Annotated in this window: 11 protein-coding genes and 1 riboswitch; of the genes, 7 read left to right on the top strand and 4 right to left on the bottom strand. The window is 69.9% G+C overall.

Annotated features, from left to right (window positions below; genetic code table 11):
- The first annotated feature begins 87 nt into the window (after nucleotides 1-87).
- The 5 genes from rlmN (at nucleotide 88) to AB0L71_RS21270 (ending at nucleotide 6,031) form a co-directional block, all read left to right on the top strand.
- A complete protein-coding gene (gene rlmN / locus AB0L71_RS21290) occupies nucleotides 88-1,194 on the top strand; it encodes a 23S rRNA (adenine(2503)-C(2))-methyltransferase RlmN (protein WP_351083138.1) in 1,107 nt (368 codons plus the stop codon).
- 41 nt (nucleotides 1,195-1,235) lie between these two features.
- Nucleotides 1,236-1,352, top strand: a riboswitch (TPP riboswitch).
- A gap of 73 nt (nucleotides 1,353-1,425) precedes the next feature.
- Nucleotides 1,426-2,538 (top strand): thiamine ABC transporter substrate-binding protein, encoded by a 1,113-nt coding sequence (locus tag AB0L71_RS21285; protein ID WP_365245117.1) that lies wholly within the window; start codon nucleotides 1,426-1,428, stop codon nucleotides 2,536-2,538.
- Between the two features lie 161 nt (nucleotides 2,539-2,699).
- A complete protein-coding gene (locus AB0L71_RS21280; RefSeq protein ID WP_365245332.1) occupies nucleotides 2,700-4,313 on the top strand; it encodes an iron ABC transporter permease in 1,614 nt (537 codons plus the stop codon).
- A gap of 2 nt (nucleotides 4,314-4,315) precedes the next feature.
- The gene (locus tag AB0L71_RS21275; RefSeq protein ID WP_365245114.1) at nucleotides 4,316-5,344 is read left to right on the top strand and encodes an ABC transporter ATP-binding protein; all 1,029 of its coding nucleotides are present in this window, start codon (nucleotides 4,316-4,318) and stop codon (nucleotides 5,342-5,344) included.
- 234 nt (nucleotides 5,345-5,578) lie between these two features.
- Nucleotides 5,579-6,031 carry an SRPBCC domain-containing protein gene (locus AB0L71_RS21270; RefSeq protein ID WP_365245111.1) on the top strand — a complete coding sequence of 151 codons (453 nt, stop codon included), beginning with the start codon at nucleotides 5,579-5,581 and terminating at the stop codon, nucleotides 6,029-6,031.
- A gap of 42 nt (nucleotides 6,032-6,073) precedes the next feature.
- On the opposite strand, the gene AB0L71_RS21265 is transcribed toward AB0L71_RS21270, so the two are convergent.
- The 4 genes from AB0L71_RS21265 to AB0L71_RS21250 all read right to left on the bottom strand — a co-directional run bounded on the left by AB0L71_RS21265 (nucleotide 6,074) and on the right by AB0L71_RS21250 (nucleotide 10,004).
- Nucleotides 6,074-7,249, bottom strand: coding sequence for a hypothetical protein (locus AB0L71_RS21265; protein ID WP_365245108.1), 1,176 nt, complete (start codon nucleotides 7,247-7,249; stop codon nucleotides 6,074-6,076).
- Nucleotides 7,231-7,968: an ATP-binding cassette domain-containing protein gene (locus tag AB0L71_RS21260; protein WP_365245105.1), complete on the bottom strand. Its 738-nt coding sequence runs from the start codon at nucleotides 7,966-7,968 to the stop codon at nucleotides 7,231-7,233. The genes AB0L71_RS21265 and AB0L71_RS21260 overlap by 19 nt, the downstream gene beginning before the upstream one ends.
- A 174-nt stretch (nucleotides 7,969-8,142) precedes the next feature.
- The gene (locus AB0L71_RS21255) at nucleotides 8,143-9,528 is read right to left on the bottom strand and encodes an aspartate aminotransferase family protein (RefSeq protein WP_365245102.1); all 1,386 of its coding nucleotides are present in this window, start codon (nucleotides 9,526-9,528) and stop codon (nucleotides 8,143-8,145) included.
- Nucleotides 9,513-10,004 carry an Lrp/AsnC family transcriptional regulator gene (locus tag AB0L71_RS21250; RefSeq protein WP_365245099.1) on the bottom strand — a complete coding sequence of 164 codons (492 nt, stop codon included), beginning with the start codon at nucleotides 10,002-10,004 and terminating at the stop codon, nucleotides 9,513-9,515. Before AB0L71_RS21250 ends, AB0L71_RS21255 begins: the two co-directional genes overlap by 16 nt.
- Before the next feature lie 180 nt (nucleotides 10,005-10,184).
- On the opposite strand from AB0L71_RS21250, the gene AB0L71_RS21245 reads away from it, so the two are divergent.
- On the top strand, nucleotides 10,185-11,624 hold the full coding sequence (locus AB0L71_RS21245) for a gamma-aminobutyraldehyde dehydrogenase (RefSeq protein ID WP_365245096.1): 1,440 nt from the start codon (nucleotides 10,185-10,187) through the stop codon (nucleotides 11,622-11,624).
- Nucleotides 11,625-11,778: 154 nt separating this feature from the next.
- Entirely contained in the window at nucleotides 11,779-12,966 is a 1,188-nt protein-coding gene (locus AB0L71_RS21240) for a spermidine/putrescine ABC transporter substrate-binding protein (protein WP_365245093.1), read from the top strand.
- The last annotated feature ends 2 nt before the right edge of the window (nucleotides 12,967-12,968 follow it).

Below are 12,968 nucleotides of genomic sequence, written 5' to 3'. Positions count from 1 at the left end.
CGCTTTGACCTGGTCTTTTGCGAATGAGGGTCCGTTGTCCACAGGGCGGCGGGCCCTCATCGTTCTGTCTGCGACACTGGAAGAACCATGCCTAAGCCCGGAGAACTCACTTTCGTCGCGCCCCGCGGAGCCAAGAAGCCGCCGCGGCACCTCGCCGACCTCACGCCTGCCGAGCGCAAGGAGGCTGTCGCCGCGATCGGCGAGAAGCCGTTCCGTGCGCAGCAGCTCTCGCAGCACTACTTCGCGCGGTACGCGCACGACCCGGCCGAGTGGACCAACATCCCGGCTGGCTCGCGGGACAAGCTCGCCGAGGCGATGTTCCCGGACCTGATGTCGGTGGTCCGCCACATCAGCTGCGACGACGACACCACGCGCAAGACGCTGTGGAAGCTGCACGACGGGACGCTCGTCGAGTCCGTTCTGATGCGCTACCCCGAGCGCGTGACGATGTGTATCTCGTCACAGGCGGGCTGCGGGATGAACTGCCCGTTCTGCGCCACCGGACAGGCCGGGCTCGACCGCAACCTGTCGACCGCGGAGATCGTCCACCAGATCGTGGACGGCATGCGCGCGCTCCGCGACGGCGAGGTCCCCGGAGGCCCCGCGCGGCTCTCCAACATCGTCTTCATGGGCATGGGCGAGCCGCTCGCCAACTACAACCGGGTGGTCGGCGCGATCCGCCGGCTGACCGACCCCGAGCCCGATGGTCTGGGGCTCTCGCAGCGCGGGATCACCGTCTCCACCGTGGGCCTGGTGCCCGCGATGCTCCGCTTCGCGGACGAGGGCTTCAAGTGCCGCCTGGCTGTCTCCCTGCACGCACCCGACGACGAGTTGCGTGACACGCTCGTCCCGGTGAACACGCGCTGGAAGGTGCGCGAAGTGCTGGACGCCGCGTGGGAGTACGCGGAGAAGTCCGGCCGCCGCGTCTCCATCGAGTACGCGCTGATCCGGGACATCAACGACCAGGCGTGGCGCGGTGACCTGCTCGGCCGGCTCCTCAAGGGCAAGCGGGTGCACGTCAACCTGATCCCGCTGAACCCGACGCCCGGCTCCAAGTGGACCGCCTCGCGGCCCGAGGACGAGAAGGCGTTCGTCGAGGCGATTGCGGCACACGGGGTTCCGGTGACCGTGCGGGACACCCGGGGTCAGGAGATCGACGGAGCCTGCGGGCAGTTGGCGGCAGCCGAGCGCTGAGGCTGGGAAGGCCCGTGTAACCTGGGCCTGAAATCAACTTCATATTCCGACAGGGGAGCGCCACAGCGCTGAGAGTGCGGCACCGGTAACGGATGGGCCGCAGACCCTCTGAACCTCGCCCGGGTCATTCCGGGTAGGAAGTTCGGACATCAACTCATGCTGTTGTGCCCTGCCCGCTTTCTGCGGGCAGGGCCGCGTCTCTTCCTGGCCAAAACCCAGGAGGAATCAACAATGAGCACCACACGCAGAACCAAGCAGTGTGCGACGGCGGCCATCGCCGCCGCGCTCGGTATCACGACCCTTGCCGGATGCGGGAGTTCCGACTCGTCGGACTCGGCTTCCGGCGGCACCAAGGGCTCCGGCTCGAAGACCGTGACCCTCGTCAGCCACGACTCCTTCAACGCCTCCGCGGAGGTTCTCAAGGAGTTCACCGCGCAGACCGGATACACCGTCAAGGTGCTGAAGAGCGGCGACGCGGGTACCGCCCTCAACCAGGAGATCCTGACCAAGGGGTCCCCGCGTGGCGACGTGTTCTTCGGCGTCGACAACACCCTGCTCTCCCGCGCTCTGGGTAGCGGGCTCTTCACGCCGTACGAGGCGAAGGGGCTCGACCAGGTGGCGACCGATGTCCAGTTGGACGCCGCGAAGCACCGGGTCACTCCGGTCGACACCGGCGACATCTGCATCAACTACGACAAGAAGTACTTCGCCGACAAGAAGCTTGCGCCGCCGCAGTCCTTCGACGACCTGGCGAAGCCCGCGTACAAGAACCTGCTCGTCACCGAGAACGCCCAGACCTCCTCGCCCGGACTCGGCTTCCTCCTCGGCACCGTCGGCACCTACGGCGAGCAGGGCTACCAGGACTACTGGAAGAAGCTGAAGAGCAACGGCGTCAAGGTCGTCGACAGCTGGGAGCAGGCGTACAACGAGGAGTTCTCCGGATCCGCCGGTGGCAAGAAGGCCAAGGCCGACCGGCCGCTCGTCGTCTCGTACGCCTCCAGCCCGCCCGTCGAGGTGCTCTACGCGAAGCCGCAGCCGACCGAGGCCCCGACCGGGGTCGCCACCGGGACCTGCTTCCGGCAGATCGAGTTCGCGGGCCTGCTGGACGGTGCGAAGAACGAGGCGGGCGGCAAGGCCCTGCTGGACTTCCTGATCAGCAAGGAGTTCCAGGAGGACATGCCGCTCAACATGTTCGTGAACCCGGTCACCGAGAGCGCGAAGCTGCCGGAACTCTTCACGAAGTTCGGCGCGACTGTGGACAGTCCGGCGACCGTCACCCCCGACAGCATCGCCAAGAACCGTGAGCAGTGGGTCCAGTCGTGGTCCTCGCTGGTCGTGAAGTAACGAAGTCCCCCGTACGCGGACCGGGCGCGGACGGGAAGGACGCGAACGGGAAGCGTGCGCACGGGGAGGGGCCGCGCGGCAGGACGCCGCGCGCCCTCTCCGGGCCCGCGGACTCCGCGCGCGCGAAGGCGTGGCGCGGGAGCGCGGTGCGGCTCGGGCTGATGGCCGTGCCCGTCGCGTTCTTCGCGCTGTTCTTCGCCTACCCCGTGGCCGCGATCGTCGGCCGCGGCCTGAAGGCGGACGGCGTCTGGCAGTTCGGCCGGATCGGTGAGGTGCTGACCCGGCCGGACATCCGGGACGTCCTCTGGTTCACCACCTGGCAGGCGTTCGCCTCGACCGCCCTGACCCTGCTGATCGCACTGCCCGGCGCCTATGTCTTCGCCCGCCTGGACTTCCCCGGCAAACAACTGCTGCGGGCGGTGGTCACCGTGCCCTTCGTCCTGCCGACCGTCGTCGTCGGGACCGCCTTCCTGGCGCTGCTGGGACGGGGCGGGTTCCTCGACGAACTCTGGGGCGTACGCCTCGACACCACCGTCTGGGCGATCCTCCTCGCCCATGTCTTCTTCAACTACGCCGTGGTCGTCCGCACGGTGGGCGGGCTGTGGTCGCAGCTCGACCCACGCCAGGAGGAGGCCGCCCGGGTGCTGGGCGCCGGACGGTTCGCGGCCTGGCGGCGCGTCACCCTGCCGGCCCTCGCGCCCGCCGTGTCCGCCGCCGCGCTGATGGTCTTCCTTTTCACCTTCACCTCCTTCGGCGTCGTGCAGATCCTCGGCGGTCCGGGGTTCTCCACGCTGGAGGTGGAGATCTACCGGCAGACCGCCCAGCTGCTCGACCTGCCGACAGCCGCTGTGCTGACCCTGGTGCAGTTCGCCGCGGTGGGGGCGATCCTCGCCGTCCACGCCTGGACCGTACGGCGCAGGGAGACCGCGCTGAAGCTGGTCGACCCGGAGCGGACGGTCCACCGGCCCCGCGGCACCGGGCAGTGGGCGCTGCTCTGCGGCGTGCTGCTGAGCGTGCTCGTGCTGATACTGCTGCCGCTCGGGGTGCTGGTCGAACGCTCGCTGGAGACCACCGGCGGCCATGGCTTCGACTTCTACCGCACCCTCGGGTCCGCCGACGCGACCGGCGGTACGTTCCTGGTCGCACCGCTCGAAGCGGTCGGGAACTCACTGCAGTACGCGCTGGTCGCGACCGTGATCGCGCTGGTCGTCGGAGGGCTCGCGGCCGCGGCGCTGACCCGGCGCGCGGGCCGGCTCGTCCGCGGCTTCGACGCCCTGCTGATGCTGCCGCTCGGAGTGTCCGCGGTCACCGTCGGCTTCGGCTTCCTGATCACCCTGGACAAGCCACCACTGGATCTGCGGACGTCATGGATCCTGGTGCCGCTCGCCCAGGCGCTGGTCGGTGTGCCCTTCGTCGTACGGACCATGCTGCCGGTCCTGCGGGCCGTGGACGACCGGCTGCGGGAGGCGGCCGCGGTGCTCGGGGCGTCACCCCTGCGGGCCTGGCGAGAGGTCGATCTCCCGCTGGTACGGCGGGCGTTGCTGGTCGCGGCCGGCTTCGCGTTCGCGGTGTCGCTCGGCGAGTTCGGTGCGACGGTGTTCATCGCCCGACCCGACCGCCCGACGCTGCCGGTCGCGGTGGCCCGGCTGCTGGGGCGGGCCGGGGAGCTCCCCTACGGGCAGGCGATGGCCCTCAGCACGATGTTGATGGTGGTCTGCGCGGTCTCGCTGCTGTTGCTCGAACGTATCCGCACGGACCGATCCGGGGAGTTCTAGAGATGCTGACACTGGAATCGGCCACGGTGCGCTTCGGTGCGCGGGAGGCGCTCGACGCGGTGGATCTGGAGGTTGCCGAGCACGAGATCGTGTGTGTGCTGGGCCCGAGCGGCAGCGGCAAGTCGACGCTGCTGCGGGTGGTCGCCGGACTCCAACGGCCGGACGGCGGCCGGGTGCTGCTGGACGGCGCGGACCAGGCCGGGGTGCCGGTGCATCGGCGCGGGCTCGGCCTGATGTTCCAGGACCACCAGCTCTTCCCGCATCGGGACGTCGGCGCCAACGTCGCCTTCGGACTGCGGATGCGCGGGGTGTCGCGCCACGATCAGCGGCGCAGGGTCGGTGAACTCCTCGACCTGGTGGGCCTGCCCGGCTCCGAACGGCGGGCCGTCGCCGCGCTGTCCGGTGGCGAGCAGCAGCGGGTCGCCCTGGCACGGGCCCTCGCGCCGAGCCCGAAGCTGCTGATGCTGGACGAGCCGCTCGGCCAGCTCGACCGCGGCCTGCGGGAACGGCTGGTCGTCGAACTGCGCACGCTCTTCGGGCGGTTGGGCACGACGGTGCTCGCCGTCACGCACGACCAGCGCGAGGCGTTCGCTCTCGCCGACCGGGTGGTGGTGATGCGCGAGGGACGGATCGCCCAGGTCGGCACCCCGTTGGAGGTCTGGCAGCGGCCCGCCTCCTCCTTCGTCGCCCGGTTCCTCGGCTTCGACAACGTGGTGGAGGCGACGGTGGCAGGCCCTGCCGCCGACACGGTGTGGGGCAGGGTGCCGGTGCCCGAGGGCTCACCCCAGGGGGCGTGCCATCTGCTGGTGCGTCCGGCCGGAGTGCGGATCGTCGCCCCGGACGAGGGGCTGCCCTGCACGGTCGGGACGCGTACCTTCCGGGGCAACCATGTCGCCGTGCGGCTGACCCCGGTGGGCGGCGGCCCGGTCCTGGAGGCGGAGTGCGCGCTGGGGGACGTACCGCAGGAGGGCGCGACGGTCGGGGTCGGCTTCGACGCGACGGAGACCGTCGTCCTGCCCGCCGCCCGCTGACCGGACCCCGCGGGTCGGGCAGAGGGGCGCGGGCGCGTTCACCGAAACGGTCGAACCGCGCCCAACGGCGCCGTACGCCCCACCCCGACGCCGCGGACCGCCGGCCCGTCCGTGCCCGATCACGCGCGGCGGGCCGGTGCCGTGATGTCCGTGCACACTGGGGCAGGACATGCGGCAGATCCGGAACGGTTCGGGGACGGACGGGTCCGGACGACTCCGAGAGGGACCGGAATCATGACCGAGTCAGCACGTGAGGGCATCGACATCACCCGTGTCCTCGATGCCCCGCGGGAACGTGTCTTCGCGGCCTGGACGACGCCCGAGGACTTCGCCGCCTGGTACGGCGGCGACGCCGAGGTGCCGCTCGACCGGGTGTCGATGGACGTGAGGCCGGGCGGCGACTGGAGCCTGGTCATCGTCCTGCCGGGCACCGAGCTGCCCTTCCACGGGGAATACCGTGAGGTCGTCGCCCCCGAGCGGCTGGTGTTCACGCTGAAGGACACCACCGCGCCCGCCGACATCCAGGGCGAGACCGTCACGGTCGCCTTCACCGACCGTGGGGACCGGACCACCGAAATGGTCTTCCGGCAACGCGGCGGCAATCTCACGGCCGAGCAGTACGCGGCGGCGGGGGACGGCTGGGAGTCCTTCTTCGACGCGCTCGCGGCCCGCCTCGCGTCCCGGTGAACCGGCGCGGGTAGCCGGGCCGGCGCCTCGGGGGCGGCCGCGTCAGGCCGTCAGCGGCAGCGCGGCCAGTTCGGCGACCAGCCAGGTCAGCGGGACGAAGACGATCAGCAGCGCGACGCCGCGCAGGGTCGTCGCGGCCCACAGGGCCGTGGCCGGCGTGCCCATCTGCCGCAGTTCCTGCGTCGTGCGGGCCCGGTCCTGCTTCGCCTCCAGCGCCGAGGTGAGCAGGGTGGCCGTCGTGCAGCCGATGACAAGCACCGCGCCCAGCGCCGTGAGCGGGCCGAGCGGGCGCGGCTCCGTTCCGTACAACGCGTACGCGGCGACCGTCGCGGAGAGCACCGCGCAGACCACACCGAGCGGTGCGCCGATCCGGCGCGCCTCGTTCATCAGCACCCGTCCGGCCAGCAGGCGCACCGCACCGGGGCGCACCGCCTGCAGCAGTCGCCCGCAGTGGTACGCGAGGCCGGGCCCGGCCACGGCCAGGCCGATCGCGGTCAGGGTCCACCCCACCAGCACTCCGACCGGGGTGGCGTCGAGCCTGCCGGGGAGCGGGAGCAGCGTGTGCCCGTCGCCCCGGCTCATGTACGCCTCCATGGCGAGGCCGGCCGTGGTCAGCGCCACGCCCCACGGCAGCCCGGTCGGAGGCGTCGGCGCGGTGGGCGCCGGGTCCTGCGGTGCGGGGTCCGGGGAGGAGCCGGTGTCCGGGACCGGCCGGGCGCGGAGCGACAGCCCGCTCGCCGTCGCCGCGCTCACCGGGACCAGGGCCAGCAGCACCAGCACGGCCGCGATCGGCAGCGGGGCGTCCGCGCCGAGCAGCCCGGCGGCCGCTCCGTCGAACGGCAGCCCGGTCAGATCGCCGCGCAGATGCAGGAAGACCAGCAGCGCCACCGCCGAACCGAGGGTGCAGGAGATGGCTGTGGAGATCGTGGCGAGCACGGCGAGCCGGACCGGTCCGAGGCCCACGGCGGACAGTCCGGAGTGCGGCCGGGTGCTCGGATCGGTACGGGCCACCGCGACCGCGAACTGCACGGTGGCGGCCAGCGGTACGAAGCACCACAGCAGCCGCAGCGTGGCCTCGGCGGACTCTGCCGGGTGGCCCGAGGCGTAACCCAGGGTGCACAGCATCAGGAAGCCGACCCCGGCGGAGGCGGCCGCGACCAGCAGCCGTCGCATCAGGGCCAGCGGATGGGAGCCCCGGGCTAGACGGAGAGCGAGCACGCCGCGCGGCCCTCCGCATCGGAGAGGGCGGGCAGGGCGACAGTGGTGACGCAACGGCCGTCCAGCAGCGGGACCGTACGGTCGGCGAGGGCCGCGACCTCCGGGTCGTGCGTGGCGAGGACGATCGTGATGCCGTGCGAACGCGCCGCGCTGGTGAGGGTGCGCAGGACGTGGGCCCGGTCGGTGCGGTGCAGGGTCGCGGTCGGCTCGTCGGCGAAGATCACCGAGGGAGAGGCGGCCAGCGCGCGGGCCACGGCGACCCGTTGACGCTGCCCCTGGAGCAGGGCGTGTGGCCGGCTGCCGGCACACCCGTCGATGTCGAGCCGTTCGAGCCACTCCAGGCCGGTTTTTTTCGCCTCCCGGTGCGAGGCTCCGCGCAGCAGCAGCGGAAGCGCCACGTTCTCCCAGGCGTTCAGCTCCGGTACGAGCTGCGGTTCGGGGGCGATCCAGCCGAACCTGTCGCGGCGCAGCCGTTCGCGCAGCCGGGGACCCATGGTGTGGACGGGCACACTGTTGAACCACACCTCGCCCTGCTGAGGCACCAGTTGACCGGAGAGGCAGAGCAGCAGGGTCGTCTTGCCGCTGCCTCGGGGGCCGGTCACGGCAAGGATCTCGCCGTCGCGGACGCCCACGGAGACACCGCCGAGCGCGAGTGAGCCGTCGTGGGAGTGATGCAGGGAACGCGCCCAGATCACGTCGTTGTCCGGCGGGGCCACCATGGCGTACACCTCGGTTCAGATCGTATGTCCCGTCCCCCTTGCGGGGGAACGAAGAGGAGGACGATCGGTCACTCGGCACGGTAGGGATTCGAACCGTGGTGTGGGCACAGCACACGGCCCGGGTACGCTCCATCCCACTCGAATGGGCGTATCCGGGCCGTGGTGGACGGTGGGTCAGATCTTGGTCCACGCCTCGGTGAGGACGGAACGCAGGATGCCCTCGATCTCGTCGAACGTCGACTGGTCGGAGATCAGCGGCGGTGCGAGCTGGACGACCGGGTCGCCGCGGTCGTCGGCCCGGCAGTACAGGCCGTTGTCGTACAGCGCCTTGGAGAGGAAGCCGTACAGGACGCGCTCGGTCTCCTCGTCGGTGAAGGTCTCCTTGGTGGCCTTGTCCTTCACCAGTTCGATGCCGTAGAAGAAGCCGTTGCCCCGGACGTCACCGACGATCGGCAGATCGTGCAGCTTCTGCAGCGTCGAGAAGAACGCGCTCTCGTGGTCCAGGACGTGCTGGTTGAGGCCCTCGCGCTCGAAGATGTCGAGGTTGGCGAGGCCGACCGCCGCGGACACCGGGTGGCCACCGAAGGTGTAGCCGTGCAGGAAGGTGTTGCCGCCCTCGTAGAACGGCGCGGCGACGCGGTCCGAGACGATGCAGGCGCCGATCGGGGAGTAGCCCGAGGTCATGCCCTTGGCGCAGGTGATCATGTCGGGTACGTAGCCGAACTTGTCGCAGGCGAACATCGTGCCGAGGCGGCCGAAGGCGCAGATGACCTCGTCGGAGACGAGCAGTACGTCGTACTGGTCGCAGATCTCGCGCACGCGCTGGAAGTAACCGGGCGGCGGCGGGAAGCAGCCGCCGGCGTTCTGTACCGGTTCCAGGAAGACCGCGGCGACGGTGTCCGGGCCCTCGAAGAGGATCTGCTGCTCGATCTGGTCGGCGGCCCAGCGGCCGAAGGCCTCGGGATCATCGGGGTGAGCGTGGCTCGGGGCGCGGTAGATGTTGGTGTTCGGCACCTTGTGCGCGCCGGGGACCAGCGGCTCGAAGGGGGCCTTCAGGGCCGGCAGGCCGGTGATCGACAGGGCGCCCTGCGGGGTGCCGTGGTAGGCGACCGCCCGTGAGATGACCTTGTACTTGGTCGGCTTCCCCTGGAGCTTGAAGTACTGCTTGGCCAGCTTCCAGGCGGTCTCCACCGCCTCACCGCCACCGGTGGTGAAGAAGACCTTGTTGAGGTCGCCCGGTGCGTAGTCGGCCAGACGCTCGGCCAGTTCCACGGCCTTGGGGTGGGCGTAGGACCAGACCGGGAAGAAGGCCAGTTCCTGGGCCTGCTTGTAGGCCGTCTCGGCGAGCTCGTGACGGCCGTGACCGGCGTTGACCACGAACAGCCCGGACAGACCGTCCAGGTAGCGCTTGCCCTGGTCGTCGTAGATGTAGGTGCCTTCGCCCCGCACGATGGTGGGAACGGGCGCGTTCTCGTAGGCCGACATGCGGGTGAAGTGCATCCACAGGTGGTCGTACGCGGTTCGGCTCAGGTCCTTGCTCACGGCTATCGGGTTCCCCACATGTAGGTCTGCTTCTTGAGCTTCAGATAGACAAAGCTCTCGGTGGAGCGCACCCCGGGGATGGCCCGGATGCGTTTGTTGATCGTTTCCAGCAGGTGGTCGTCGTCCTCGCAGACGATCTCCACCATCAGGTCGAAGGAGCCCGCGGTCATCACCACGTACTCGCACTCGCCCATGGCCGACAGCGCCTCCGCGACGGGGTCGAGGTCGCCGTCGACGCTGATGCCGACCATCGCCTGCCGGCGGAAGCCCACGGTGAGCGGGTCCGTGACCGCCACGATCTGCATCACGCCCTGGTCGAGCAGCTTCTGGACGCGTTGCCGTACGGCCGCTTCGGACAGGCCGACGGCCTTGCCGATCGCGGCGTAGGGACGGCGTCCGTCCTCCTGGAGCTGCTCGATGATCGCGAGGGATACGGAATCGACCGTTGCGGACGGTCCGTTCCCGGTCCTGGACTCTGCGCTGCGACTGGCCACGGGTCCACTCTGCACCGGGACTCGTCGGTCTGGCAACCCTGGATCAATGAAATTCGTTGTCTGAAGGACCTGAAGAAACTGAATCCGAAGTTCGCGGCGGGTAGGCATGTCGAAAGCGATACCCGAGCCACTAGGCTGGATGTGTCTCACCCATTGGACGTGTCGACAGGAGGGGTGGCTGTGACCACCGAGGTGCGCCGTCTGCGCAACTACATCAACGGAGAGTTCCGGGACGCCGCCGACGGGCGGACCACCGACGTGGTCAACCCGGCGACGGAAGAGGTCTACGCGACCGCGCCGCTCTCCGGCCAGGCCGACGTCGATGCCGCGATGGACGCCGCCGCGGCCGCCTTCCCCGCCTGGCGCGACACCACGCCCGCCGAGCGCCAGAAGGCCCTACTGAAGATCGCGGACGCCTTCGAGGAGCGCGCCGAGGACCTCATCGCCGCCGAGTCGGAGAACACGGGCAAGCCGATCGAGCTCACCCGTACGGAAGAGATCCCGCCGATGGTGGACCAGATCCGCTTCTTCGCGGGCGCCGCGCGGATGCTCGAAGGCCGCTCGGCCGGGGAGTACATGGAGGGGCTCACCTCCATCATCCGGCGCGAGCCGGTCGGCGTCTGCGCGCAGGTCGCGCCGTGGAACTACCCGATGATGATGGCCGTGTGGAAGTTCGCCCCGGCGCTCGCCGCGGGCAACACCGTCGTGCTCAAGCCGTCCGACACCACCCCCGCCTCCACGGTGCTGATCGCCGAGATCATCGGTGACATCCTGCCCAAGGGCGTGTTCAACGTCATCTGCGGCGACCGCGAGACCGGCCGCGCGATGGTCGAGCACCGGATCCCGGCGATGGCCTCCATCACCGGCTCGGTCCGGGCCGGTATGCAGGTCGCCGAGTCCGCGTCCAAGGACGTCAAGCGGGTCCACCTGGAGCTCGGCGGCAAGGCCCCGGTCGTCGTGTTCGAGGACACCGACATCGACAAGGCGGTCGAGGGCATCTCCGTCGCGGGCTTCTTCAACGCGGGTCAGGACTGCACGGCCGCCACCCGGGTCCTGGTCCACGAGTCCGTCCACGACGCGTTCGTCGCCGCTCTCGCCAAGGCCGCCGCCGAGACGAAGACGGGTCTGCCGGACGACGAGGACGTGCTGTACGGCCCGCTCAACAACGCCAACCAGCTGAAGCAGGTCAGCGGCTTCATCGACCGCCTCCCCGCGCACGCCAAGGTCGAGGCGGGCGGCCACCGGGTCGGCGAGAAGGGCTACTTCTACGCCCCGACCGTCGTCTCCGGTCTGAAGCAGGACGACGAGATCGTCCAGAACGAGGTCTTCGGCCCCGTCATCACCGTCCAGAAGTTCACCGACGAGGCCCAGGCGGTCGAGTACGCCAACGGCGTCGAGTACGCCCTCGCCTCCTCGGTGTGGACCAAGGACCACGCACGGGCCATGCGGATGTCCCGGAGCCTCGACTTCGGCTGCGTGTGGATCAACACCCACATCCCGCTCGTCGCCGAGATGCCGCACGGCGGGTTCAAGAAGTCCGGCTACGGCAAGGACCTCTCCGCGTACGGCTTCGAGGACTACACCCGCATCAAGCACGTCATGACCTCGCTCGACGACTGACCCCTCGGCAGGGTGCGCGGCCCCGGGCAGCTGCCCGGGGCCGTCTCCGTTCCCGGCACCGGACACCGTCATGGACAGGGTGTGCGGACGGAGCGTGCGCCGCTGGACGGTTGGTCGATTGCCCGCGCCGTCACCCGACCGGCATGCTTCGCAGATGCGAGCGACCCCGAAGCCCCCGATACCCCGCCGGTCCCTGCTGCGTGCCCTCGGGGCTGGAGCGGCCGGTGCCACCCTGGCCGGCTGTGGAGTGCCCGCCGCTTATGTACAGCCCGGTGACCGCAGCGGACGCGATTTCTCCGCCACCGACCACACGCTGCACTTCGCCAACTGGCCGCTGTACATCGACACCGACGACGAGGACGGGTCCAAGCGGCCGACCCTCGACGCGTTCGGCCGGCGCACCGGGATCTCGGTCACGTACACCGAGGAGATCAACGACAACGACGAGTTCTTCGGGAAGATCAGCCCGGCCCTGATGAACCACCAGGAGACCGGCCGGGACCTGATCGTCATCAGCGACTGGATGGCCGCCCGGTTCGTGCGGCTCGGCTGGGTGCAGGAGATGGACCGGGCCAAGCAGCCCCATGTCGCCAAGTACCTGGACCCGCAGCTGCGTTCGCCCGCCTTCGACGAGGGGCGCAGGCACAGTGTTCCCTGGCAGTCCGGGATCACCGGGATCGCGTACAACCGGAAGAAGCTCGGCCGGGAGATCCAGCACCTGAGCGATCTCTGGGCGGACGACCTGCGCGGCAAGGTGACCCTGCTGTCGGGGCTCGACGAGTCCTTCGCGCTTCTGATGCAGGGCAACGGCGTCGACGTCACCCGCTGGAAGCGGGACGACTTCTACGAGATGTGCGAGCAGGTGGAGAAGCTGGTGAGGAAGAAGCACATCCGCCGCTTCACCGGCAACGACTACATCAAGGACCTGGCGACCGGCGATGTGCTCGCCTGCCAGGCCTACTCCGGCGATGTCATCCAGCTCCAGGCCGACAACCCGGAGATCGAGTTCGTGGTGCCCGAGGAGGGCGCCGAACTCTGGGCGGAGTCCCTCATGATCCCCAACCTCGCCCGCCACAAGCGCAACGCCGAGAAACTCGTCGACTACTACTACGAGCCGGAGGTCGCCGCGGAGCTGGCGGCCTGGGTCAACTACGTCTGCCCCGTCCCCGCCGCCCGCGAGGTACTGGCCTCCTCCAAGGACGAGGAGACCGCCGCGCTGGCCGAGGACCCGCTGATCTTCCCGGACGACGCGATGCGCAAGCGTCTGGCGATCGCCCGCGACATCACGTCCGAGGAGCGCACCGAGTTCGCGAAGAAGTGGAACTCCGTCGTCGGCCTGTGAGC

Origin of the sequence: Streptomyces sp. NPDC052052, assembly GCF_040680455.1 — a bacterium.
GTDB lineage: Bacteria > Actinomycetota > Actinomycetes > Streptomycetales > Streptomycetaceae > Streptomyces.
The sequence above is the reverse complement of the archived record's forward strand: the minus strand, read 5'-3'. Positions and strand labels throughout refer to the sequence as shown.

Coding starts and splice junctions, on each gene's coding strand:
- rlmN (WP_351083138.1), top strand. CDS start 88: ATGCCTAAGCCCGGAGAACTCACTTTCGTCGCGCCCCGCGGAGCCAAG.
- AB0L71_RS21285 (WP_365245117.1), top strand. CDS start 1,426: ATGAGCACCACACGCAGAACCAAGCAGTGTGCGACGGCGGCCATCGCC.
- AB0L71_RS21280 (WP_365245332.1), top strand. CDS start 2,700: ATGGCCGTGCCCGTCGCGTTCTTCGCGCTGTTCTTCGCCTACCCCGTG.
- AB0L71_RS21275 (WP_365245114.1), top strand. CDS start 4,316: ATGCTGACACTGGAATCGGCCACGGTGCGCTTCGGTGCGCGGGAGGCG.
- AB0L71_RS21270 (WP_365245111.1), top strand. CDS start 5,579: ATGACCGAGTCAGCACGTGAGGGCATCGACATCACCCGTGTCCTCGAT.
- AB0L71_RS21260 (WP_365245105.1), bottom strand. CDS start 7,968: ATGGTGGCCCCGCCGGACAACGACGTGATCTGGGCGCGTTCCCTGCAT.
- AB0L71_RS21240 (WP_365245093.1), top strand. CDS start 11,779: ATGCGAGCGACCCCGAAGCCCCCGATACCCCGCCGGTCCCTGCTGCGT.